Below are 21380 nucleotides of genomic sequence, written 5' to 3' on the forward strand. Positions count from 1 at the left end.
AACAGAATTCCAAAATCTGTGCAAAACGTGAAAAAATCTCGCTCAGGCAGTGCAAATGTTCAGCGGGTGGCCGCTGCTTTTTCCAGCAGATCGGCGTAGTGCCGGCGCGCCACGTCCGGATGCGATCTCAGCCGGCTCTTCAGCACATTGGTTCCGACATTGCGGAACAGCGGATTGTCGGGATCGCTCGCCGGACCGCGCGCTTCGGCCGCCAGTTCCTCAGGCAGATCGAGCAGCGGAATGGTCGCGTCGAGCCGGGCGCTGAAGAAGAACGGCACCGAAATCCGCTCGACACCGGCCGGCGGCGTGACGACGCGGTGCACGGTTGCCCTCAGATATCCGTTCGAAGCCAGCTCGAGCAGCTCGCCGATATTGACCACGAGCGTTTGCGGAATCGGATCCACATTCACCCAGCTGCCATCATATTCGACCTGCAGCCCCTTGTTCTCGTCCTGCAGCAGAAGGGTGAGGAAGCCGCCGTCCTTATGCGCGCCGACGCCCTGGTCGTCACCGGCGGCGTCGCGGCCGGGATAGCGCACGATCTTCATGCGGTGGTTGGGCTCGCCGCGATAGATCGGGTCGAAGGCGTCCTCCGGCTGAGCGAGTGACAGCGCGAAGGCCTTGAGGAGCCGGATCGCCACCTCCGTCGCCTTGGTCTGCCAGGCAAGCAGCGCCGGCTTCAGTTCGGGCAACGCAGCCGGCCACTGGTTCGGGCCTTGCAGCCGCGTCCAGGCCGGCACGCTCGGCCCTTGCGAAATGGTCGCGCGCTCGACGCCGATGTCGAGCTGCTCGCGCCAGTCGGCCTTGCCCCTGGTCAGCTCGCCGCCGGCGCGCGTGTAGCCGCGGAACTGCGGAGACTTCGCCATTTCGATGCCAAGCTTGTCGGCTTCCGGCAGAGCAAAGAAGCGTCGCGCCGCATCGAGCACCGCGTCGATGTCCGGCTGCGTAATGCCGTGGCCGCTGAGGTAGAAGAAGCCGATGTCGCGGGCGGCCGTGCGCAGATCAAACAAGAAAGGCCGCAGTTCCGACTCGCCCTGTTCCAGGCGGTCGAGATCGAGCACCGGAATTATTCTGGCCATGGACAGCTTCCTCTTGGCGGTAACTCTTTGGTTTTCGTAAGTCCGGACGGAAAACCGCTGCGCACTTTTCCTGGAATTGCTCTGGCGACCCCGCCGCACGATGACATGCGCGTTATTGCAGGTGAAGAAACGGGCCGACCAATCTCGTTGCAAACGGAGCAAGCCACCGCTCAATTCCCGGCCGTTGCGGCAAATTGCGTTCCACTCGCCCACCGCTTCTCGCGCTTCGCTTATCCGCGATGGTCCAGCCGCACGACGAGCCGGTCGCCGACCCATTGAATGCCGCAGACCAGCACGATCAGCACCGCGACCACGGCAACCATGACGCTGGTCTCGAAGCGCTGGTAGCCGTAGCGGATGGCGAGATCGCCGAGACCGCCGGCGCCGATGGCGCCGGCCATGGCCGAGGCGCCGGCCAGCGTGACCAGTGTCACCGTGAAGCCGGCGACGATGCCCGACTCGCCACCTCGGCGCGGATCGTCAGAACGTCTCGACCCAGGGCCTCAGCTCGACCTCGAAGCTCCAGGCGCTGCGATGCTGGCGGTGGACCGCGAGATAGGTCTCGGCGATCGCGTCGGGCGAGAGGCGGCGATCCGGCCGGTCTGGCTCGGCCGCCTGTCCAGGCGGCTCGATCTGGCCGTCGATGATGAAATGGGCGACATGGATGTTCTTCGGACCTAGCTCGCGCGCCATCGACTGCGCCAGCCCGCGCAGCCCGAATTTCGGCATGGCGAAACCGGCCGAGCCGGAGAAGCCTTTGAGGCTCGCGGTGGCGCCGGTGAACAGGATCGAGCCGGAGCCGCGCTCAGCAAGCCGGCACGCCGCCTGCTGGCCGACCAGGAAGCCGCCATAGGCGCCGACGAGCAAGGCCTGTTTGACCGCCTCGGGATCGAGCTCTCCGATCGGGCCCCGCGTGCGGCCGCTGGCGTTGAAGACGGCTATTTCGAGGGCGCCGGCCTTATCGGCCGCTTCGAACAGCCGCTCGACGGAGGCAGCGTCCGACACATCTGTTTCCACGGACGACGCGCCGGTTTCCTTGACCAGCGCGGCCAGTTTGTCGACATTGCGGGCGGCGAGCACGACGCGAAAACCCTCTTTGCCGAGGAGCCGCGCCAGCGAAGCACTGAGGCCAGCTCCAGCGCCTGCGATCACTGCGACATTGGCGGCCATGCCGTTTCCTCCTTGAAATACTTTGATTTCCAGCCCGCAGGCTCGCGCCTTCGGTGACAAGAGGCAAGAACGTGGTTGCTCGATTTTAGCCATTTGGCGCAAAAGGCGGCCAGCAATGGTGGGGTGAAAGACTTGCCTGCCGGACCGATCCGTCCGACACGTGGTCCAGCGGCGATTCGAGGAACGACCATGGAACCAATCTGGGCCGTCGGCCTGATGACCGGCACGGTGCTTGACGGCAATATCGACGTGGCGCTGATTAAAACCGACGGCGAGCGCATCGCCGACACCGGCACATACAAACTGGCCCCCTACCCGCAATCGATCCGCGCGCTGCTCGAAGAGTCGCTGCGCCAGGCACGCGTCTGGAATTTCGAGGGGCCGCAGCCGGCGATTTTTCGCGAGGCGGAGGAGGCGCTGACGCGCGCGCAGTCGGCGGCGGTCAGGGATTTGGTCGTAAGCCAGGGCATGAGCATGGGGGACATCGGCGTCGTCGGCTTCCACGGCCAGACAGTGCTGCATCGCGCCCCGCAGCCGGGACGGATCGGCCGCACGCGCCAGCTCGGCGACGGCGAGCTGATGGCCGCCCTGCTCGGCACCAAGATCGCCTATGACTTCCGCACGGCCGATGTGGCGGCCGGCGGACAAGGCGCGCCGCTCGCTGCCGCCTACCATGCGGCGCTGCTCAAAGAGGCCGATGCCAGCGGCGACACCGCGGTGCTCAATCTGGGCGGCGTCGGCAACATCACCTGGTGGGACGGCAAAGACAATATTGTCGCCTTCGACACCGGGCCGGCCAATGCGCCGGTCAATGATTTCATCAAGGCGAAGGGCCTCGGCGAGATGGATCGCGACGGCAGACTGGCTGCCGCCGGCACGGTCGACGAGGCAAGGCTAGAGCGGCTGCTGCAGCATCCGTATCTCACCAAACCCTATCCGAAATCGCTCGATCGCTTCGACTTCAGCGAGGCCATGGCGGACGGGCTCGGCGCCGAGGATGGCGCGGCGACGCTGACGGCTTTCACGGTCTCGGCGGTCGGCAAGGCGCTCGATCTGTTGCCGCGCCGGCCAAGACGACTGGCGGTCAGCGGCGGCGGCCGCCGCAACCCGACCATGATGGCGATGCTTGGCCAGCGCGCCGGCGTCGAAGTGGTGCAAGCCGAGGCGCTCGGCTGGAAGGGCGACGCGGTCGAAGCGGAATGCTTCGCGTTCCTCGCGGTGCGCGTGCTGCGCGGCTTGCCGATCAGCTTTCCGAGCACCACCGGGGTGCCGCAGCCGATGCGCGGCGGAAAGCTCGCGGGTTAAGACAACTTCTTCTGCAGGAAGATGCGGCTGCGGCCGACCGGAAAATCCGCGAGCGTGCCGAACGGCCGGTAGCCCTGGCGCTGATAGACCTTGGCCGCGGTCGGATTGAAAGTGTCGATCCACGCGGCCTGGCAGCCGCGCGCCAGCGCTTCCCGTTCGGCCGCGTCCAGCATGCTGGCGGCGATGCGCCGGCCACGCAGGGTTTCGTCGACCCAGAGCCATTGCACATACAGCCAGCCCCATGCGGTGTAACCGGAAATGCCGGCGACGATCGCGCCGGCGTCGTCGCGAACGAAGACGGCGAGCGTCTTCCTGCCCGAAGCGCCGACATCGCCGTCGTTGAAGGCCGACAGGCCCTCGCCGACACGGGCGAGATCCTGCGGCAAGGGCTCGGCGGTGATCTCGAGCGTCGTCTGCATGGTGGCTCCGGTACGGTTCGGAAGCCAGCCTTAGCCGGGGAGCGAAGCGGGACGCAAGCTTATTGCCGGGCAGATCGCCATGCCGCGGCCGATGCCGCCACCAGCATCAGCATGGCGGCGATCAGGGCGCAATTGGCGAAGCCGAGGTCCGTGTAGAGCGGACCGAAACCGGCGGTGCCGACGGTTACGGCGAGATAGGTGACTGCGCTGTTCAGGCCCATGATGGTGCCGCGCCGCGCGGGGTCGAGCGCGGTGAGCCGCATCACCAGAACGTTCAGCCCGAAATGGTTGGCAAGGCCCCAGACGGCGATCGTCGCCATCAGCAGGCCGAAGCTGCCGCTGGCCGAGGCCATCGCGACGTAGACGACGGCAACCAGCAGATAGGCAAAGGGCATGACGCGACGGGCGCCGAGACGATCGATGACGCCGTCGAGCAGCGCCGCCGCGCCGAAGCCGAGCCCGTAAGCGATCGCCGCCAGCCCGTTGGCGCTGACCGGCTCGCCGAGACCTGCATGGAGATGATCGCCGAGATAGCCGTAAACACCATAGAAGGCGGTCATGAAGGCGCCGCAGGCGATCAGCAGCGGCAGGATTCCGGGCACAGTCAGCGCGCCGAGCGGCGACGGCGCCGGACCGCTTTTCCTGGTGTCGCGCAGCGAGCTGACCGACAGGCCGGCGACGGCGGTTCCGGCGAGAAGCGCGACAGCGGCGAAGACCGCCCGCCAATGGATGAGATCGGCAAGCACCGCCGATAGCGACACACCGGCGACCATGGAGAGCGTCCAGCCGGTCAGCACGACGCCGATCGTTCCGCTTTCGCGGCCAGCCGGCGCGATCGCCGCGGAGCTGACGTAGATCGCCGGCATGGCGACGCCAGCAGCGATGCCGGCGACGAGCTGGGCCGCGACCAGCGCCGCCACCGTCGGCGCGAGCGCGCTGCCCACCAGCGCCAGCGCAAGCAACAGCAATGCGCCTTGGAGCATGCGGCGGGCGCCGATCCGGTCGATATAACGGGCAAGGAAAAGCGCGCTCGCCGAGGTGCCGAGGCCGAAGGCCGCGGCGGCCGTCATCACGGCCGGCACGCTGGCCCCGAACGATGCCGCGACGGCGGGTGCAATCGGCCCGAGAACCAGCGAGTTGGAGCCGATGACGGCAATGCAGCCGGTGAGCAGGTAGGCTGCCGCCGGGATCGGTGCACGGGCCACCGCGGTCAGAATTGCTGATTGATCACTGTTCGACATATCTCCATAATGGCCGAATTGAATTCAGCATCAATGGAGAATTTCCATATGGACGCAGAAACAGATGACGTTCAGCGGAACAAGCAGCCAACCCGTGAGGTCGACCCGATCGACCGAAAGATATTAGGCGTTCTGGTGGACGATGCGACCATCAGTTATGCCGAGCTCGGCGATCGCGTCGGCCTGTCGCCGCCGGCGGCGCATGAGCGGGTGAAGCGGCTCAGGCGCAGCGGCGCCATTCGCGCCACCTCGGCGATCATCGATCCGAAGGCCATGAAGAAGCCGCTGCTCGCCTTCGTGCATATCGACACAAGGGGCTGGGGCAAGACGCCGGAATTGATGGCGATCTCGGAATGCCCGGAGGTGGAAGAGATCCATTCGGTCGCCGGCGACACCTGCATGCTGCTCAAGGTACGCACCGAGGACACAAGGGCGCTCGAAGGCCTGCTGTCGCGTATCTACGAGACGCCGGGCGTGGTCTCGACGCGCAGCTATGTGGTGCTGTCGACCTATCTCGAACGGCCGGTGCAGCCCGAGATAACGAGCGAGTGGCCGACGCCGAAGCATATGGCGACCCCCATGTATTAGGGCGCCGCCAACTGATGGCGCCTGGAACGCTCTAGCAGATAGAAGGCCATAGGGTTCAAATATCGTCTGAGATATGGCAGCTTTCCTTTGTTGCTCCGTCCTGATGTGGCGCCGCCTGAAATTGCGCCAGACGCAACGAACTCAATTGACCTTGCGTTAAGCGCTATGCTTGGACATCGATCTGAATCTGCTCATCGCCCCCGATGTCCTGCTCCAGGAACGCAGCGTGACTTTGGCAGCGATCAGCACCTCGGCGATGAGCCGCACCCTGTCGCGGCTCAGGGAGGCGCTCGGCGACTTAATGCCTGCACAGGCGCGGCAGTGACCGGCTGGGCCTCGGTCAGGAAAGACAGCACGGCGGAGGGTAGCGCTGCGGAATTGAGCGCATAGATGCCGCAACGCGATATGAGACTTCTCTTGTCGACACGTTTCCCCAGAAAGTGCCAGACGGTGCGGGTGGCGTAGGGCAGGTTGTTGTTGCGCCACGATATACCCATGGTGACGCCCCGCAGGTAGCGCCGCTGATACGTTTCGAATGGCATGAGGATCGTCTGTCCAAAGGTTGGTGCCTCACCGCGCGTCAGTTCCGTCAAAAAGATGCGCTGGTGGCGATACGCCGCGAGCCCCGTATAGCGTGAACGCTGCACGATGCCGTTTTCGGCATCTTCGATGCGCTCAAGCGTGGAAACCAGAATTTGTCCGCCGCTCTCGCGCAGGTGAGAGCAGGCGCAGACGATCCGGCCAGGCCAGGACAACGACGTGTGCCATGCCTGGTAGAATCCGAGATATGGTCCGAGTGCATGCAGGTCACCTGGAAAGGCGTCGGCCAACGGCCATTGCAGGGCGGTTTGTCGGCGCCGCTCGTCCAATTTGCCGCGAAAGACGCCCGGGGAAAGGTCGAAATCCGCTGGTTCGAGGCCGAAAGCTGCCGCGATCGTCAGAAGATTATGAGCGGAAGGAAGGGTTCCTGCATTGAGGTAGCGGTTGAACTGTTGCCGGTTGATGCCGATGGTGCGACACAAATCGGACACCGATCTGTGGGTGCTGCAGGCAAGGTTCAGGTTGTTGCTGAAATTGGCGCATGGCTTGCTCATGGAGACAGTATAAACTCGCTTAAAAACGCTTCAAGCGACGAAATTGCGCTGCCCCGGGCTAAGCCTAGTATCGGGCCGAAAGGCTTCACCCCAAGGGGAACCCAATGAGCGCTTCCAGCAGGTTATCGAGTCTCTCACGCCGTGATCTCCTTCAAGCGGGGGCCGCTCTGGGCCTTGTCGCAGCCGCCGGCTCTCTGGCGCCGCCGGCCGTGGCGGCAACGCCGGTGCGCGGCGGACAGTTGCGGCTGGGACTCGATGGCGGCGGCTCAGCCGATACGCTTGACCCGGCTTTGGCGTCCGGCAGCGTCAGTTTTGTGATCGCGCATTGCTGGGGCGATACGCTGGTCGAATCCGATCCCGAGACGGGCGCAGCGGTTCCCTCGCTGGCTCAATCATGGTCCCCGTCGGCCGACGCCAAGGAGTGGACGTTCAAGATGCGCAAGGACGTTCGTTTTCACGACGGCAAGGAGTTTACCGTTACCGATGCTGTCGAGACGTTGCGTCGCCACGCCGGGAAGAAATCGCAATCGGGCGCGTTTGGCCTGCTGTCCGGGATAGACCGCATCGAGGAACGCTCGGGCGACATGGTGGTGGCTCTTAAGGAGGCCAATGCCGACCTACCGCTGATATTTACGGACTATCATCTTCAGATCCAGCCAGGCGGCGGGATGGAAAAACCGGCCGCCGCAATTGGCACTGGCCCCTACAAACTGGTTGCGTTCGAGCCGGGCATTCGCGCCGCCTTCGAAAAGAACACTCACGACTGGCATCAGGACCGGGGCTACGTTGACAGCGTCCTCATTACCGTAACGAATGACCTGACTGCCCGGACCAACGCCCTGCGGTCCGGTCAGGTCGACTTCATCAGCACTGTCGAGCCGAAGATCGTGCCGTTTCTGGAGCGGGTTCCGGGTGTCAACATCCTGCGCGCCTCTGGCAAAGGATTCTACTCCTTCCTGATGCATTGCGACACCGCGCCGTTCGACAACAACGATCTTCGTCTGGCGCTCAAATATGCGGTGGACCGCGAGGGTATCCTCAAGCGGGTTCTGGGCGGGTTCGGCACCATCGGCAACGATTACCCGATCAACGCCAACTATGCTCTCGCGCCTGCCGACATAGAGCAGCGCAAATACGATCCCGAGAAGGCTGCGTTCCATTTCAAGAAGTCGGGCCATCAGGACCCGATCCTGCTGCGCACCTCAGAGGCGGCGTTCCCCGGCGCGGTCGATGCGGCTCAGCTTTTCCAACTGAGCGCGGAAAAGGCCGGCATCAAGATCAATGTGCAGCGCGAGCCGAGTGACGGCTACTGGTCGGAAGTCTGGAACGTCAAGCCGTTCTGCACCTCCTTTTGGGGCGGGCGTCCGACGCAGGACGCGCGCTATTCCACTTCCTACGTTTCCAACGCGGAGTGGAACGACACCCGCTTCAAGCGGCCCGACTTCGACAAGATGGTGGCACAGGCGCGCGGTGAACTGGATGAGACCAAGCGGCGCGTACTTTACCGTGACCTGGCGCTAATGGTGCGAGATGAGGGTGGCCTGATACTGCCGGTATTCAACGACTACATCAACGCTTGTACGAGCCATCTTAAGGGTTTTGTTCCGGATATTGGCAATGACTTTTCCAATGGCCGCATCGCCAGCCGGGTCTGGCTGGAGGCTTGAACCGGGAAAATGATCGGACCTGTCGGGCGGCGGGATGGTGTGCTTGCCACCGGGTGGAGCTTTTGTAATTGATCGCATGGGAAGAATTTCCGTGTCGTTGAAAACGAACGGATCGCTGCCCAAGGCTGGTCGAACGGTAATGTCGCCATGACGGGCTCCTGGGGCGGGTTCAACGCGCTTCAGATCCGGCTCTCAAACCACGAGCGCTCAAGACTGTGATTTCCCAATCGCCCACCGTCGACCGCTACGATGGCGACATCCACTACAAGAATAGTGCGCAGCTGCCGGCACAATTGTCATGGGCGGCGACGATGATCGCGTCGCCGAAGACGACTGAGCAGCGTAAGCGCGCCCATCCGCGCCCCGCCGAGATCGACAGGGTGGGTTCAAACTTCCCTGTTGTCGAAAAGGAACATTTGAACGCCCGAGTCATCAGGCGCGTAAATTCGGCGATCCGCGCCAGCCGCTTTTCCTTCAGGGCTTGCAAACGCCTTTTCGATCGCCGCGAGGTCGTCGAAATATAGCGTTCCGATCCGATGGATATTGGAAGTTCCTACAGGCGTTGCGATGGGGCCGTCGCTGACCTCATATTTCCTGAGACCGGGAATCTTCTTGGAGAGAGGCACATGGATTTCGAAGTAGTGTCGGTCAAATGCCTCGGCGTCCTTCGGTGTCGGGTAGATAACGACCATCCGGGCCATTGTGGTGCTCCTTCTGTTTCGGACACACCAAAGACGACTCGAAGGATGGAAACGGAACGCGGCGTAAAAGATTTTTCTTGAAGGCGTGTGCTTACCGAGCGCTGCAGCGAGCAAGGCAGCCAGTCCGATCGACCCGTCTTACGGGTTGGTGGCGCTGCGATAGATATCGAGGATGCGCGTGACGCTGGCAATCAGAAGCTCATGCGCGGTCGGCTCGATCCGGCCGGCGCCGACCTCGGCATCGAGATGGCCGAGATACTGGCTGATCAGGGGGCGTGGAATTTCGCGATCGCCGAGCGCCGCCAGCAGCGTTTCGGTCGCATGCTGCGCGTCGGGCGATGGCCAGTAGTAGCGGATACGGTCGCTGAGGGAGAAATGCCGCTGCAGGCGCTGCTCGCCAGGCGTTCCCGGATAATATTTCTGCCAATTGCCGGGCGAGGCCAGCATGGCGCGCTCCATCGCGGCCGGCAGGCCTTCGCGCGAGGGATCGGGCGCGAGTTCGTCGGCAATGTGGCTGAGGCCATAGAGCGCCTCGCGCAGCGCGAAAGTGAGCCACGGGCCGACCTTGAGGATGGCGAAACCGTCGCGTACCAGCGCGGCCAAAGCTTCCGCCGGCTGATAGTCGGTCGAATGCGCCTCGAAGACGAATTGCGGCATGCTTTCCAGAGCCGCGACCAGCTTCGTCGCCTTCCAAGGCGCATAGGCGATGATGTCGGCATTGCCGAATTCGACGCCGGGCTGAACGACGACACCAACGGCACGCGCAAAAGCGGCATCGAGGCCAAGACGGGAGAAGGCCTGGCGATGGAGCTCGACCGTGCGGAGCGCATCGGCCGGCTCCGTCACACGCATATGATCGAGCGCTTCCAGCGCACCGCCCGGAACCGGCACTTCGGTGCCGATGATGTAGACGGGTTTTTCACCGCCCGAGCGGGCGACTGCCGCCTCGGCAACCGCCGCAAGCTCGGCCGCGCGCGCGGCGATCGTCTCGTCGGCGAGTGCCGCGGAATCGTCGGCGCAGGCCATGCTGGTGTCGAGATGCAGCTTGGTGAAGCCGGCGGAGGCATAGGCGTCGATCATCGCCGCCGCCTTGTTCATCGCTTCCGCCGCGGGCAGATGCTTCCACGGATTCGGGCCGAGATGATCGCCGCCAAGCATCAGCCGGTCGAGCGGGAAGCCAGTCCTGCCTGCATGCGTCTCGACGAAGGCACGAAAAGCGGCTGGGATCATGCCGGTATAGCCACCCTCGTGATTGACCTGATTGCAGGTCGCCTCGATCAGCACATCGGCGCCATTCCTCGCGCCGTGGCGGAGCGTCGCTTCGATCACCAGCGGGTGCGCCGAACAGATCGAGGCGATACCGCCCTTCGCGGCTGCCGTGCGTCGCGTGGCGATGCCAGCAAATCTTGTCGTGGCGCCGGTCATGTGCGTGCCGTCGCTTTGGCGATGAAGGCCTCGACGTCGGCGAGCCGGTGAATGCCTTCCATCGGTCCCTTGCGGGTGACCGCAAGCGCGCCGCAGGCATTGGCGATGCGCAGTGCATCGGCGGGCGCGGCACCGCGCAGCCAGAAGGAAACGAAGGCGGCGCCGAAGCAATCGCCCGCGCCGGTCGGATCGATCTCCTCGACGGCAAAGCCGGGCATGGCGAACGTGCCCTCGCGGCCGTGATAGGCGGCGCCTTCAGCGCCCTTCTTCAGCACGATGCAAGAGATGCCTCGCCCCAGCAATTCGCCGACCGCCTCCCGTTCGTCGCTAGCGGACGAGAGAAGGAACAGCTCGTTGCCGCTCGGCAGGAAGACATCTGTCTGCGCGAGCACATGATCGAGCGCCTGACGCATGCCGGAAGCCTGCATGATCTCGCGACGGATATTCGGATCGAAGGACACGGTGCCGCCCTTGGCCTTCACGGCCGCGATCGCGGCGAGTGCGACTTCGATGGCGCGATCGGAAAACAGCGAAGAGCCCATGACATGGACGTGGTCGGCTCCGGCCAAGAGCCGCCTCGCCGCATCGTCCATTTCCAAAAGGCCGGCGGCACTGTTGCGGATGTTGAAGACGAAATGCCTGGATCCATCGGCCCGATAGGTGACGAAGGCGGTGCCGGTGGCATGGCCTTCATGGACGGCGATTGCCGAAACGTCGGCGCCGAGCGCGCTAAGCCGGTCGATGTTCAACTGGCCGAAATCGTCCTTACCGACAGCGCCGATAAGACCCGCAGGCTGGCCGAGCGCCGCCGCCTGGCCGATGAAGATCGCCGGGGCGCCGGACGGAAAGGGGCCGACCAGCGGGCCGGGCTCGAGAAAGCTCTGGCCGATGCGTTCCGCCATGACCTCGACGAGGATCTCGCCGGCTGAGACCAGCTTCTTCATCACGTCCTCCCGGCGTTCGCCATGCATGGCGTAGGGCTTGAAAATTGAATACGGCCCGCTCTTTTTCACGTCAATTAATAAATTTACGCATGGAATAATTTCATCGGACGCGTTGAAACTTGCGGAGCTTCCTGTAAAATTTCAACTTGCAGGCGCGCGCCGATGCGCCGTATGGAGCCCCGGAGCAGCGCAAAGGGAGCGAGGTTCCATGCCGCGAGGGTTTGGATGCCGATGACTCACAAGACGATGGAGGAGTTCGCCCGATCCTGCGGCGTCTCCAGGCCGACTTTGTCGAAGTTTTTCGACGATCCGACCAACGTCAAACCGGCGACGCGAAAGCGCATCGAGGATGCGCTGCGCTCGTCTGACTATCAGCCCAACCTGTTCGCGCGAAACCTCAACCGCAAGCGCACCCGCAGCATCGGCATCGTCGTGCCGACGGTGACCGACCCGTTCTATTCCGAGATGGTCAGCCGCATCGAACTCAGGCTCCGCGACGAAGGCTATTGGCCGATCGTCATTTCCTCGCATGGATCGAGCGGACTGGAAGCCGAGGCGACGCGGACGATCCTTTCGCTGAAGGTCTCCGGCGCGCTGATAGCACCGCTCGGCCGGCGCTCGGACCAGCGGGCGATCGAGAAGCTGACGCAGGCGATCCCGATTGTCTATTTCGACACCTATCTCGAAGGCAGCACGCCTTTCGTCGGCAACAACAATGTGCAGAGCATGTCGACCATCGTCGACTATCTCTGCCGCTCTGGCGACGCCCCGGTCTATTTCGACATTCCGCACGTCAACCACAATTCGCGCGAGCGGGTGGACAGTTATGTCGATGCCATGAAGCGGCTCGGACAGGAGCCGCTCGTCTTCGGCAATACCGACGACTACACGTGGGAGTTCGAACGGATCGGCTACGAGCAGACGGAAAAGCTGCTCGGCAAAAGCGGCCTGCCGGGCAAGACCATATTGTGCGCTAACGACCGTCTCGCCTTCGGCGTGATGGCGGCCGCCTTCTCGAAAGGGCTGAAGGTGGGCCGCAAGGCAGATTGCGACCTGCGGGTGGCCGCCCATGACGACCATCCGCTCAGCCGCTACACCTGCCCGGCGCTCACCACCATGGCGCAGGATTTCGCGGCGATGGCCGGACGCAGCGTCGAGACGCTGCTCACCCTGCTCGACGAGGACGGCACGGCCGTCGCGCCGAAGGTCAATCTGGACGCGACGCTGGTGATGCGCCAATCGGCCTAAGGAGTACCTGACTCCCGTTCGGCGATCACGGCGCCTTAGCCAAGCAGGCTCGCCGCCTCGTCTTCCCCGAGCAGCGGCGGCTGGTCGACCGAGCCGGCGACGGCGACGGAGTTCCGGCTCTCGCCGGAGGCGAGGATCGCTTCCATGATCTCGAGCACATGCAGCGCCAGTTCGCCGGACGCTCGGGGTCTCCGCCCCTCCGACAGCGCCCGCGCCAGGTCGGCGACACCGAGCATGCGATAGTTGGCGCGGTCCGGCGCGGTATAGGGCCAGTTGCGCGCGCCGTAGAACTCGCCTTCGCTTTCGAAATGCTTCCAGTCGTCGCCGTGCGCCGACAATGAAACCGTGCCGCCAAAGGTGTCGGGATCGGGCAGCCTGAGCGAGCCCTCCGTGCCATGCAGCTCGATCGGATGATTGGAATGCTTGAAGACGTCCCAGGACGCGCCGAAGGTGACGGTGGCGCCGGAGCGGAATTCGAGCAGCGACAGGATGTTGGTCGGCGTGCCGACCCTGAAGCTGGTGTTCTTGTAAGGGCCCTCGGCGGTGACCAGGCGCTCGTCCTGGCCGCGCGTCGCCATCGCCATGACGCGGACGACCGGGCCGAGCAGGTTGACCAGCATCGTCACGTAGTAGGGACCCATGTCGAAGACCGGACCGCCGCCCGGCTGGTAGTAGAACTGCGGGTTGGGGTGCCAGTGCTCCATGCCGCGGCCCATCATGAAGGCGGTGCCGGTCACGGCACGGCCGATGGCGCCCTCGTCCATCAGGCGACGCGCGCGGCGTCCGGCGGCGCCGAGGAACGTGTCGGGGGCCGAGCCGAGCAGAACGCCGCGCACCTTCGCCTCGGCGACCAACCGGCGGCCGTCGCTGGCCGAGGTCGCGAGAGGCTTTTCCGTGAAGACGTGCTTGCCCGCGGAAAGCGCCGAAAACGAGATGTCGAAATGCGCCGAAGGAACGGTGAGGTTGAGGACGAGGTCGATTTCCGGATCGGCCAGCAGCGCGTCGACACTGAGCGCGCGCAGGCCGTATTCCCCGGCGCGCAAGGCCGCCATCTCGGCGGAAAGGTCGGCGCAGGCGCGCAATTCCACGCCCGTGAAAAGGGCCGCGTTGCGCAGATAGGTCATCGAGATATTGCCGCATCCGATGACGCCGATACCGAGCTTTGCCTTTGATTTCCCGTGCATTTTCGAATTTCCTCCCAGCGCCGCCGCATCGCGGCCGTACCCTTGTATCGACAAGCAGCCGAATTTCCGGCTTCGCTATACAGCATTTTAATTCTTGACGCGCGTAAAATTTTTATAGAGCATGTGAAAATGCCGGCGCGACATTAGAGGCCGCCAGCACCGGGTCCGGGATTTTGAATCAAACGATCAGGGAATTTTGCACTCATGAGCCTAGGAACCAAGGTGCGGCTTGCGCGCCTCTTCTCGCATCCGTCTGGGAACCTTTTTGGCGGCGCGGTCGACCATTTCGTCGGCTATGGCGACGTCCGCAAAGGCGGCCTTGCCGACCTGCCGGGCGCGCTCGCGCGGGTCATGGCGGGCAAACCCGACTATGTTAGCATCCAGCCTGGCACCGCGCGCCATCTGTGGCCGCAATACGCGGGCAAGGCTTCGCTGGTGATCCAGGCGGGCTGCTTCACCCCGGACGATCGCATCAGTGAGCTGATTGCAACGCCCGAGGATGCGGTGCGCGCGGGCGCCGACGCGTTGGCCGTGGCCATTCCGGTGCGCGGGGCAACCGAGGGCAAATACATACGCTGGCTGACCGATTCGGTGAATGCGGCGGCTCGCTACGGCATGCCGGTCGTGGCGCATATCTACCCTCGCGATTTCACCGACGGCGCAAAAATCGTCTTCACCCCCGACGAGATCGCCTATGCGGCGCGCATCGGCTACGAGTCCGGCGTCGACGTGATCAAGATCGGCTACACGGGCGATTTCGAGTCGTTCCGAGAGACCGTCCGGACCTGCCCGGTGCCGGTTGTGATCGCGGGTGGTCCGAAGACCGATACGCTGCTCGGCGCCCTTCAGCAGACGGCGGACGCCATCCGTGCCGGCGCGCGCGGCGCCGTGGTGGGCCGCAACCTCTGGGGCCATGGCGATCCTGAGAAGGCAGCGCTTGCCTTTCGGGGCGTCATCCATGAGGGCCTTTCGGCGCAGGACGCGCTGGCGAAGGCGGGTGCCTGAACGATGCCCACCGTCCCTTCAATCCTCGGCTTCGGCGCCATTGCGATCGACGACATCGTCTATGTCGATCAGCCGTTGTCGGCGGGCAAGGGGAAGGTTCTGCAAAGCACCCGAGCTTTCGGGGGAAATGTCGCGACGGCCCTTGCCGCCGTCGCGCGGCTCGGCGGAACCGCCGGGTTCGTCGGATGGCTGGGCAGTGCCGCGGACGACGCCGTGCTGTGCGATCTCGTTGCGAGCGGCGTTGAAACCGCATTCGCGCCGCGCCACCCGCACGCACGCCCGGTGCGCTCGCGGATCACCGTCGGCTCGGATGGGGAGCGGTTCATCGCGTATGACGACGACGCGATGCTGGGCACCGCGCCAGACTTTCCGGACGAGGTCCTCAGCCGCGCGACCGTCCTGATCGTCGATAGTTACGCGATCCGGTCGATGGATGTCGTGGCTCGGGCTCGCGATCTCGGCCTTGCGATCCTCGGCGATATCGAATGGAGCCGCGGCCCAGCCACCGAGAGGCTGATCGGGCTCTGCGACCATCTCATTCTTCCCCTCGGCTTCGCGCGGGCTGCCACGGGCGGCCGATCGCCCGCCGAGATGCTCGACGCATTGTGGTTGCCGTCGCGGTCCACCGTGGTTCTGACCGATGGCGGCAGGGGCGTCTATTATCGCGGACGCGACGAGGCAGGGCTCTGGCACCTGCCTCCGCACCGGGTTGCCATCGTCGACTCGACCGGCGCCGGTGACTGCTTTCACGGTGCCTATGCCCATGCATTGACGCGCGGAGCCGACACCGCAGGCCGGGTCGCATTCGCAGCCGCGGCCGCGGCCCTGTCGATAACGGGGCGTGGCGGGCGCGAGGCGCTGCCGACCGAGGGCCAGGTCACGGAACTCCTGGCATCGACGAACGCCCCGTCGGCAGTCGAACTGGAATATGCGCAGCTCGATACGGGAACATAGCCTGAAACTAAGGAAGATTTCGCAGGCGAACATAGGCCGAGAATAATCATAAATTGAACGGCTTGGACTTGTGGAGGGAGGAAGATGGCAGAAGTCATTCTTGAGAATATCTGCAAGACCTACGGGAACAACTTTCACGCAATCGACCAATTGAACCTGTCGGTCGAGGATGGCGAGTTCTTGATTCTCGTCGGGCCGTCCGGCTGCGGCAAATCCACCGCGTTGCGGATGATCGCCGGCTTGGAGGACGTCACTAGCGGCAGCCTTCGGATCGGCGGCGTCGACGTCGTCGACATGCCGCCAAAGGACCGCGACATCGCGATGGTCTTCCAGAGCTACGCGCTCTACCCGCATATGACGGTGTTCGAGAACATCGCTTTTTCGATGCGGCTGGCAGGCAAGCCGAAGGCCGAGCGCAAGAAGCGGGTGGATGAGATCGCCAAAACCCTCCAGCTGACGTCACTGCTGGACAGCAAACCCGCGAACCTCTCAGGCGGACAGCGTCAACGGGTTGCCATGGGCCGCGCCATGGTGCGCGAGCCCGCTGCCTTTCTCATGGACGAACCCCTTTCCAATCTGGACGCGAAACTGCGTGTTCAAATGCGCGCCGAAATCACCAGCCTGCAAAAGCAGCTCGGCGTCACGACCATATACGTGACCCACGACCAAACCGAAGCGATGACGATGGGGGACAGGGTCGCGGTGTTGAAAGGCGGCGTGCTGCAGCAAGTCGACACACCCAAGAGGCTCTATGAAGCGCCGGTGAACGCCTTCGTTGCCGGCTTCATCGGTTCTCCTTCGATGAACCTTTTCGAGGCGACGCTGACGGGCGACGAACTCATGTCCGGCACCTTCGCCATCCGGCTGCAGGATGCAGCCTTCGTGCGCAGGCCGGGTTTGAAATCGTATGCGGGGCGCAAGGTCGTGTTCGGGATCCGGCCGGAGCATCTCTATGACAGCAGTCTCGAATCCGGCCGCAAGTATCAGACGATACCGGCAAAGGTGACCTCGATCGAGGAACTCGGGTCGGAACATATCGTCCACCTCAACATCGACGCGGTCCGGGTCGACTCCGGCGACCCCGACGCGGTGGAGGATTTCGGCCTAGCGTCGAATGCAGTGGCGAAATTCGAACCGGACAGCGCAGTCCGCTCCGGTTCGGAAATCCGGTTGGCCCTGGATGATACCAAGCTTCATTTCTTCGATCCCGAGACGCATCTGGCGATCTGAGATTTGCGGCGGCGCCCGCAGGCGAGAGCGAGGCGCCTGCGAAAGTATTCGTAAGAAGACTTCTGAATGAAGCAGACGATCGTCCGCATTGTGCGGTCGATCTTAAGAAGGAGGAGAAAATGACGTTTCGGATAAGACCCGCGATGCTGAAAATGGCAGCGGCCGCATGGTTGCTTGGCGCAACCGGCGCCATGGCGGACACGACGCTGGAATTCACCCAGTGGTGGGAGCCAGAGCTGCCCGCAGGCTCCTTGCGGAAAATCATGGACGAATTCGAGGCCGCGAATCCCGGGATCAAGGTGACGCTGGTCAGCGGCCCCTATGCGACCACGCGAGACCAGATCTCGGTTGGCGCTGCAACCGGAACCCTTAGCGACGTCGTCGGTCTCGACGGCGCCTGGGTGAACAATCTGAATGCGCAGAATGCGCTCGCCGACATGAACCCGATGATGGATGCGAGCAAGTTCGACAAAAGCCAGGTGGCGGATATCATCAAGGTGGACGGCAAGGCGGTGATGTTTCCCGTGGCTTCGTTCGTCTATCCGGTGTTCGTGAATATGGACCTCGCCGCCAAGGCGGGCGTGACCAAGCTGCCGTCGACCCGCACGGAGTTTCTCGACGCTGCCAAGAAGATGACCCAGGCCGACAAGAACCAGTATGGCTGGGTGCTGCCCCTGTCGCTGCAAACACCGTCCGGCGTCCAGAACGACATGATGTCGTGGGTTTGGGCATCGGGTCAGTCGATGATGGCGAACGGCAAGCCCGACCTCGAGGGCAAACCGGTGGTGGATATGCTCAGCTTCGTCAAATCACTCAACGACGCCGGCACCATCTCGCCCGGCATCGCCACCAAGACCGAACAGGAAAAGGTCGAGGAATTCGTCAACGACCGCGTCGGGATGATGATCGACTCGCTCGCGCATGTGAACCTCATTCGCAAGCGCAATCCCAAGCTGAACTTCGACCTCATCCCGGTCCCGGTCGTGGAGAACTACAACGGCAAGCGTGGCCTTCCCTATGCCTCCTGGGGCATCGGCATCTCCGCGGCTTCGAAACATCAGGAGGAGGCCTGGAAGCTCGTCCAATATCTGATGAGTGAAAAGGTGAACGCCAAGCTGGTGTCTCTTGCAAACGCCTTCCCGGGCAACGTCAACGCCAAGCCCGATTTCGTGACCTCGGACAAGGCTTTCGGCAAGGCTTTCGAAATCTTCAAGACCGGTTATCTCGCCAACGAGTTCACGGGTCTGCCGGTGGCGGAAGACCTGATGACCCAGTTCGACGTGCAAGCCCAGAAGATGCTCGCCGGCGAGCAGTCTCCGGAACAGGCCGCAGCCAACGCCCAAAAGGGCTGGATGGCGAAATTCTGATCGGCCTGTCCCATGTATCTTTGATGGGTGGCCTGACTTCGGGCAGGCCACCCATCAACGACGGAACGGCATTTTGAGACGGGCTGTTTTGCGAAGCTTACCTTCTCCTGAAGGCGTATCCAAGGTTGGCACATGATCCGACAGAAGCGCTCCCACCATAGGCTGAAACGAGCGGTCGCACCCTATCTCTACCTGTCGCCCTCGCTGCTCATCATCGGCCTTCTGATGCTGCTGCCCATGGTGACGGTGATTGGCTATTCGTTCCAGAACAGCGCGGTGCTGCGCCGCGACCCGTCCTTTGCCGGACTGAAACACTACCAGGCGATCTTCAACGATCCCGTGTTCTGGGCTTCGCTGTGGCATACCCTCTACTTCACATGCATGAGTGTCGTTTTCCACATGACCATCGGCATGGTCTTCGCGCTCATGCTGAACAGCGACCGCATCAATCCGACGCTGCGCAATATCCTGCGCGTGCTCTACATACTGCCCTGGCTGTTTACCGCGGTGATTATCGCCGTGATCTGGCGCCTCCTGCTCGAGCCGAACGGGGTCGTGAACAGCGTTCTCATGCAGATGGGCATCATCGGTTCCAAGGTGGAGTGGTTTTCATCGCCCGAGACCGCGCTGCACGCCGTCACCTTCGCCAATATCTGGGCGGGGTACCCGCTTTTCATGGTCAGCCTGCTCGCAGGCCTGCAGGGCATTCCCAAGGATTTCTACGAGGCGGCCGATATCGACGGGGCGAAGGCCTACCAGAAGCTGATCTTCATCACCATCCCGCAGCTGATGCCTATCATCATCAGCATCTCGCTGCTCGACTTCATTTGGACCATGCAGGTCTTCCCGTTGATCTGGATAACAACGGGCGGCGGTCCGATCTACTCGACCGAGGTGCTGAGCACCTACACCTACAAGCTGGCGTTTTCGAGCTACAACCTCTCTCAGGCGTCGGCGAGCGCTGTGGTCATCCTGCTGATCTCTCTCGGCCTTACGCTGTTCTACATCCGTTATCAAAAGGCTCGGTAGCCACCATGAGGAAAAGGCACACGCCGAAAGACAGGCTGATCACCGTCGCGCTCCATGTAGCACTTCTTGCGGGGCTGTTTTTCGCGGCCTTCCCGATCTACTGGATGCTGAGCAGCTCGTTCAAATCGAACACCGAAATCTTCGCCCTGCCACCAACCATCCTGCCGAAGGCCTTCACGCTTGAAGCGTATGCAGCCATCGTTGGCGACCCGGTGAAGCTGCGCTTCTTCTTCAACAGCTACTTCGTGGCGGGAGCGGTGACAGTGCTGACGGTGCTGATCGCCTTGCTGGCGGCCTATGGGTTCAGCCGCTTCAATTTCCGCGGCAAGGGCAGCCTCAACACGCTCATCATCAGCACGCAGACGATCCCGCCGATCACGCTTCTGATCCCCTTCTTCGGGCTTGTCGTCTCGTATCGTATCTTCGACACCTACGTCGCGCTGATCCTGACCTACCTGGTGTTTACGCTGCCCTACGCGATCCTGCTGATGACGGGATATCTGAACACCCTGCCCCGCGATCTCGACGAAGCTGTCGCCGTCGACGGCGGCACCAGTTGGACAGCGCTTTGGCGGGTGATCGTCCCGATCTCGCTGCCTGGTATCGTGGCGACGTCGGTCTACACCTTCCTGCTATGCTGGAACGAATTTCTCTTTGCCCTGACGCTGACGAAGTCAACGTCCATGCGCACCGTCCCGATCGGCATCCAATTGTTGATGGGGCAGCACGCTTTCGAATGGAACCAGATGATGGCGATGAGCGTGCTCGGCTCGCTACCGCTCCTGCTCATCTACCTCCTTGCCCAGAGGTTCTTCCTTGCCGGCATGACCGCGGGCTCGGTCAAGTAGAGATGTCCATGAAGACGCAGGGCGACATCAAGGAATGGGCGGTATCAAGGATTGGAAGGATGAACGTGAAAGACCTCAAAGTCGGCTGCCAGACTTTCACCTGGGAAATGCTGGGAGAGCGTTTTGCCGGCGGCCCGGACGATCTGTTGAAGGCGATTTCCGATGGCGGCTACGCCGGCATCGAGATCACCGACACGATGATCGGCCGCTATGCCGGCAGACCGGCAGAGTTCGCGACCGCTTTGAAGGCTTCCGGCCTGACGCTGGTCTCCTTCGCCTTCGGGTCGAAGAGCGGCTTCACGCAAAAGGATGAGATCGGCGCCGATCTCGAAACCGCCAGGCGCTGGGTCGACTTCGCGGCCGCCTTCCCCGGCGCGCTGGTATCGATGGGCTCGGCAACCGTCGTCTCCCATGGTCCGCGCGGCGACAAGTTCGCCATTGCCGCCGAGGTCTACAACAAGGCCGGAGAGATTGGTCGCAAGGCCGGCGTGCAGGTGGCGGTTCATCCGAGCTCGCATCACAACACGCTGCTCTTCGACCGCGCCGATTGTGACCGCATCTTCTCGCTGATCGACCCATCGCTGATCGGCTGGGTGCCGGACACCGGCCACATCCTGCGCGGCCGCCAAGACATGGCCGATACGCTCACCACCTATCGCGACCGCATCCGCTATGTGCATCTGAAGGACGTCGATGCCAGCGGCACCTGGGCGATGCTCGGCCAGGGCGTCTGCGACACGGCTAAGGTGATCGAGATCGCGAGCGCCGCACCCAACTTCAACGGCTGGCTGGTGCTCGAGGAGGAGTCCTCTATCGCTGCCGCCGATCCGGCTGGCGCGGTGAAGACAAACCGCCAGACCATGCACGGCTACGGGGCCTGAG

20 protein-coding genes and 3 pseudogenes are annotated in these 21380 nt (G+C 63.2%); 13 read left to right on the forward strand and 10 right to left on the reverse strand.

From position 1 onward, the window contains the following. Positions 1–59: 59 nt before the first annotated feature. The 3 genes and pseudogenes from CK220_RS15250 to CK220_RS15260 form a co-directional block, all read right to left on the reverse strand. On the reverse strand, positions 60–1079 hold the full coding sequence (locus tag CK220_RS15250) for an isopenicillin N synthase family oxygenase (RefSeq protein WP_095812323.1): 1020 nt from the start codon (positions 1077–1079) through the stop codon (positions 60–62). Positions 1080–1309: 230 nt separating this feature from the next. Next, positions 1310–1534 (reverse strand): annotated as a pseudogene (locus CK220_RS15255) (ABC transporter permease); the annotation flags it as partial. Positions 1535–1559: 25 nt separating this feature from the next. Then, positions 1560–2249, reverse strand: coding sequence for an SDR family NAD(P)-dependent oxidoreductase (locus CK220_RS15260; protein WP_095812324.1), 690 nt, complete (start codon positions 2247–2249; stop codon positions 1560–1562). Positions 2250–2438: 189 nt separating this feature from the next. Between CK220_RS15260 and CK220_RS15265 the strand changes: the two genes are divergently transcribed. Next, positions 2439–3554: an anhydro-N-acetylmuramic acid kinase gene (locus CK220_RS15265; RefSeq protein ID WP_095812325.1), complete on the forward strand. Its 1116-nt coding sequence runs from the start codon at positions 2439–2441 to the stop codon at positions 3552–3554. On the opposite strand, the gene CK220_RS15270 is transcribed toward CK220_RS15265, so the two are convergent. Next, the gene (locus CK220_RS15270) at positions 3551–3973 is read right to left on the reverse strand and encodes a GNAT family N-acetyltransferase (protein WP_095812326.1); all 423 of its coding nucleotides are present in this window, start codon (positions 3971–3973) and stop codon (positions 3551–3553) included. The genes CK220_RS15265 and CK220_RS15270 overlap by 4 nt on opposite strands. Positions 3974–4032: 59 nt before the next feature. Continuing rightward, on the reverse strand, positions 4033–5214 hold the full coding sequence (locus tag CK220_RS15275) for an MFS transporter (RefSeq protein WP_095812327.1): 1182 nt from the start codon (positions 5212–5214) through the stop codon (positions 4033–4035). Positions 5215–5262: 48 nt separating this feature from the next. On the opposite strand from CK220_RS15275, the gene CK220_RS15280 reads away from it, so the two are divergent. Beyond that, positions 5263–5802 carry an Lrp/AsnC family transcriptional regulator gene (locus CK220_RS15280; RefSeq protein ID WP_095812441.1) on the forward strand — a complete coding sequence of 180 codons (540 nt, stop codon included), beginning with the start codon at positions 5263–5265 and terminating at the stop codon, positions 5800–5802. 169 nt (positions 5803–5971) lie between these two features. Next, positions 5972–6100, forward strand: a pseudogene (locus CK220_RS15285) (LysR family transcriptional regulator); the annotation flags it as partial. On the opposite strand, the gene CK220_RS15290 reads toward CK220_RS15285, so the two are convergent. Beyond that, positions 6081–6896: a helix-turn-helix transcriptional regulator gene (locus CK220_RS15290; protein WP_095812328.1), complete on the reverse strand. Its 816-nt coding sequence runs from the start codon at positions 6894–6896 to the stop codon at positions 6081–6083. The pseudogene CK220_RS15285 and the gene CK220_RS15290 overlap by 20 nt on opposite strands. 104 nt (positions 6897–7000) lie before the next feature. Between CK220_RS15290 and CK220_RS15295 the strand changes: the two genes are divergently transcribed. Together CK220_RS15295 and CK220_RS15300 are read left to right on the forward strand one after the other, a co-directional pair. Continuing rightward, positions 7001–8563, forward strand: a complete 1563-nt coding sequence (locus CK220_RS15295; RefSeq protein WP_095812329.1) for an ABC transporter substrate-binding protein — start codon at positions 7001–7003, stop codon at positions 8561–8563. A 105-nt stretch (positions 8564–8668) separates the two neighbouring features. Beyond that, a pseudogene (locus tag CK220_RS15300) lies at positions 8669–8898 on the forward strand (CocE/NonD family hydrolase); the annotation flags it as partial. 51 nt (positions 8899–8949) lie between these two features. Here CK220_RS15300 and CK220_RS15305 read toward each other — a convergent pair. The 3 genes from CK220_RS15305 to CK220_RS15315 all read right to left on the reverse strand — a co-directional run bounded on the left by CK220_RS15305 (position 8950) and on the right by CK220_RS15315 (position 11633). Beyond that, complete coding sequence (locus tag CK220_RS15305) at positions 8950–9264, reverse strand: EthD family reductase (RefSeq protein ID WP_095812330.1); 315 nt, start codon at positions 9262–9264, stop codon at positions 8950–8952. A gap of 138 nt (positions 9265–9402) precedes the next feature. After that, complete coding sequence (locus CK220_RS15310) at positions 9403–10689, reverse strand: D-tagatose-bisphosphate aldolase, class II, non-catalytic subunit (RefSeq protein WP_095812331.1); 1287 nt, start codon at positions 10687–10689, stop codon at positions 9403–9405. After that, entirely contained in the window at positions 10686–11633 is a 948-nt protein-coding gene (locus tag CK220_RS15315; protein ID WP_095812442.1) for a sugar kinase, read from the reverse strand. Before CK220_RS15315 ends, CK220_RS15310 begins: the two co-directional genes overlap by 4 nt. Before the next feature lie 225 nt (positions 11634–11858). Here CK220_RS15315 and CK220_RS15320 point away from each other — a divergent pair, with 225 nt between their 5' ends. Next, a complete protein-coding gene (locus tag CK220_RS15320; RefSeq protein WP_095812332.1) occupies positions 11859–12881 on the forward strand; it encodes a LacI family DNA-binding transcriptional regulator in 1023 nt (340 codons plus the stop codon). A gap of 35 nt (positions 12882–12916) precedes the next feature. On the opposite strand, the gene CK220_RS15325 is transcribed toward CK220_RS15320, so the two are convergent. Further along, positions 12917–14065 (reverse strand): Gfo/Idh/MocA family oxidoreductase, encoded by a 1149-nt coding sequence (locus tag CK220_RS15325; protein ID WP_095812333.1) that lies wholly within the window; start codon positions 14063–14065, stop codon positions 12917–12919. Between the two features lie 204 nt (positions 14066–14269). Here CK220_RS15325 and CK220_RS15330 point away from each other — a divergent pair, with 204 nt between their 5' ends. The 7 genes from CK220_RS15330 to CK220_RS15360 all read left to right on the forward strand — a co-directional run bounded on the left by CK220_RS15330 (position 14270) and on the right by CK220_RS15360 (position 21379). Next, positions 14270–15070, forward strand: a complete 801-nt coding sequence (locus tag CK220_RS15330; RefSeq protein WP_095812334.1) for a class I fructose-bisphosphate aldolase — start codon at positions 14270–14272, stop codon at positions 15068–15070. 3 nt (positions 15071–15073) lie between these two features. Further along, positions 15074–16024 (forward strand): PfkB family carbohydrate kinase, encoded by a 951-nt coding sequence (locus CK220_RS15335; RefSeq protein WP_095812335.1) that lies wholly within the window; start codon positions 15074–15076, stop codon positions 16022–16024. Between the two features lie 84 nt (positions 16025–16108). Then, complete coding sequence (locus CK220_RS15340) at positions 16109–17254, forward strand: ABC transporter ATP-binding protein (RefSeq protein ID WP_095812336.1); 1146 nt, start codon at positions 16109–16111, stop codon at positions 17252–17254. Between the two features lie 119 nt (positions 17255–17373). Further along, a complete protein-coding gene (locus tag CK220_RS15345; RefSeq protein WP_095812337.1) occupies positions 17374–18621 on the forward strand; it encodes a sugar ABC transporter substrate-binding protein in 1248 nt (415 codons plus the stop codon). Between the two features lie 132 nt (positions 18622–18753). Beyond that, on the forward strand, positions 18754–19650 hold the full coding sequence (locus CK220_RS15350; RefSeq protein ID WP_095812338.1) for a sugar ABC transporter permease: 897 nt from the start codon (positions 18754–18756) through the stop codon (positions 19648–19650). 5 nt (positions 19651–19655) lie between these two features. After that, the gene (locus CK220_RS15355) at positions 19656–20498 is read left to right on the forward strand and encodes a carbohydrate ABC transporter permease (RefSeq protein ID WP_095812339.1); all 843 of its coding nucleotides are present in this window, start codon (positions 19656–19658) and stop codon (positions 20496–20498) included. Between the two features lie 59 nt (positions 20499–20557). Continuing rightward, positions 20558–21379 carry a sugar phosphate isomerase/epimerase gene (locus CK220_RS15360; protein WP_095812443.1) on the forward strand — a complete coding sequence of 274 codons (822 nt, stop codon included), beginning with the start codon at positions 20558–20560 and terminating at the stop codon, positions 21377–21379. Position 21380: the final 1 nt, after the last annotated feature.

Source organism: Mesorhizobium sp. WSM3860 (assembly GCF_002294995.1).
Taxonomy (GTDB): Bacteria; Pseudomonadota; Alphaproteobacteria; order Rhizobiales; family Rhizobiaceae; genus Mesorhizobium.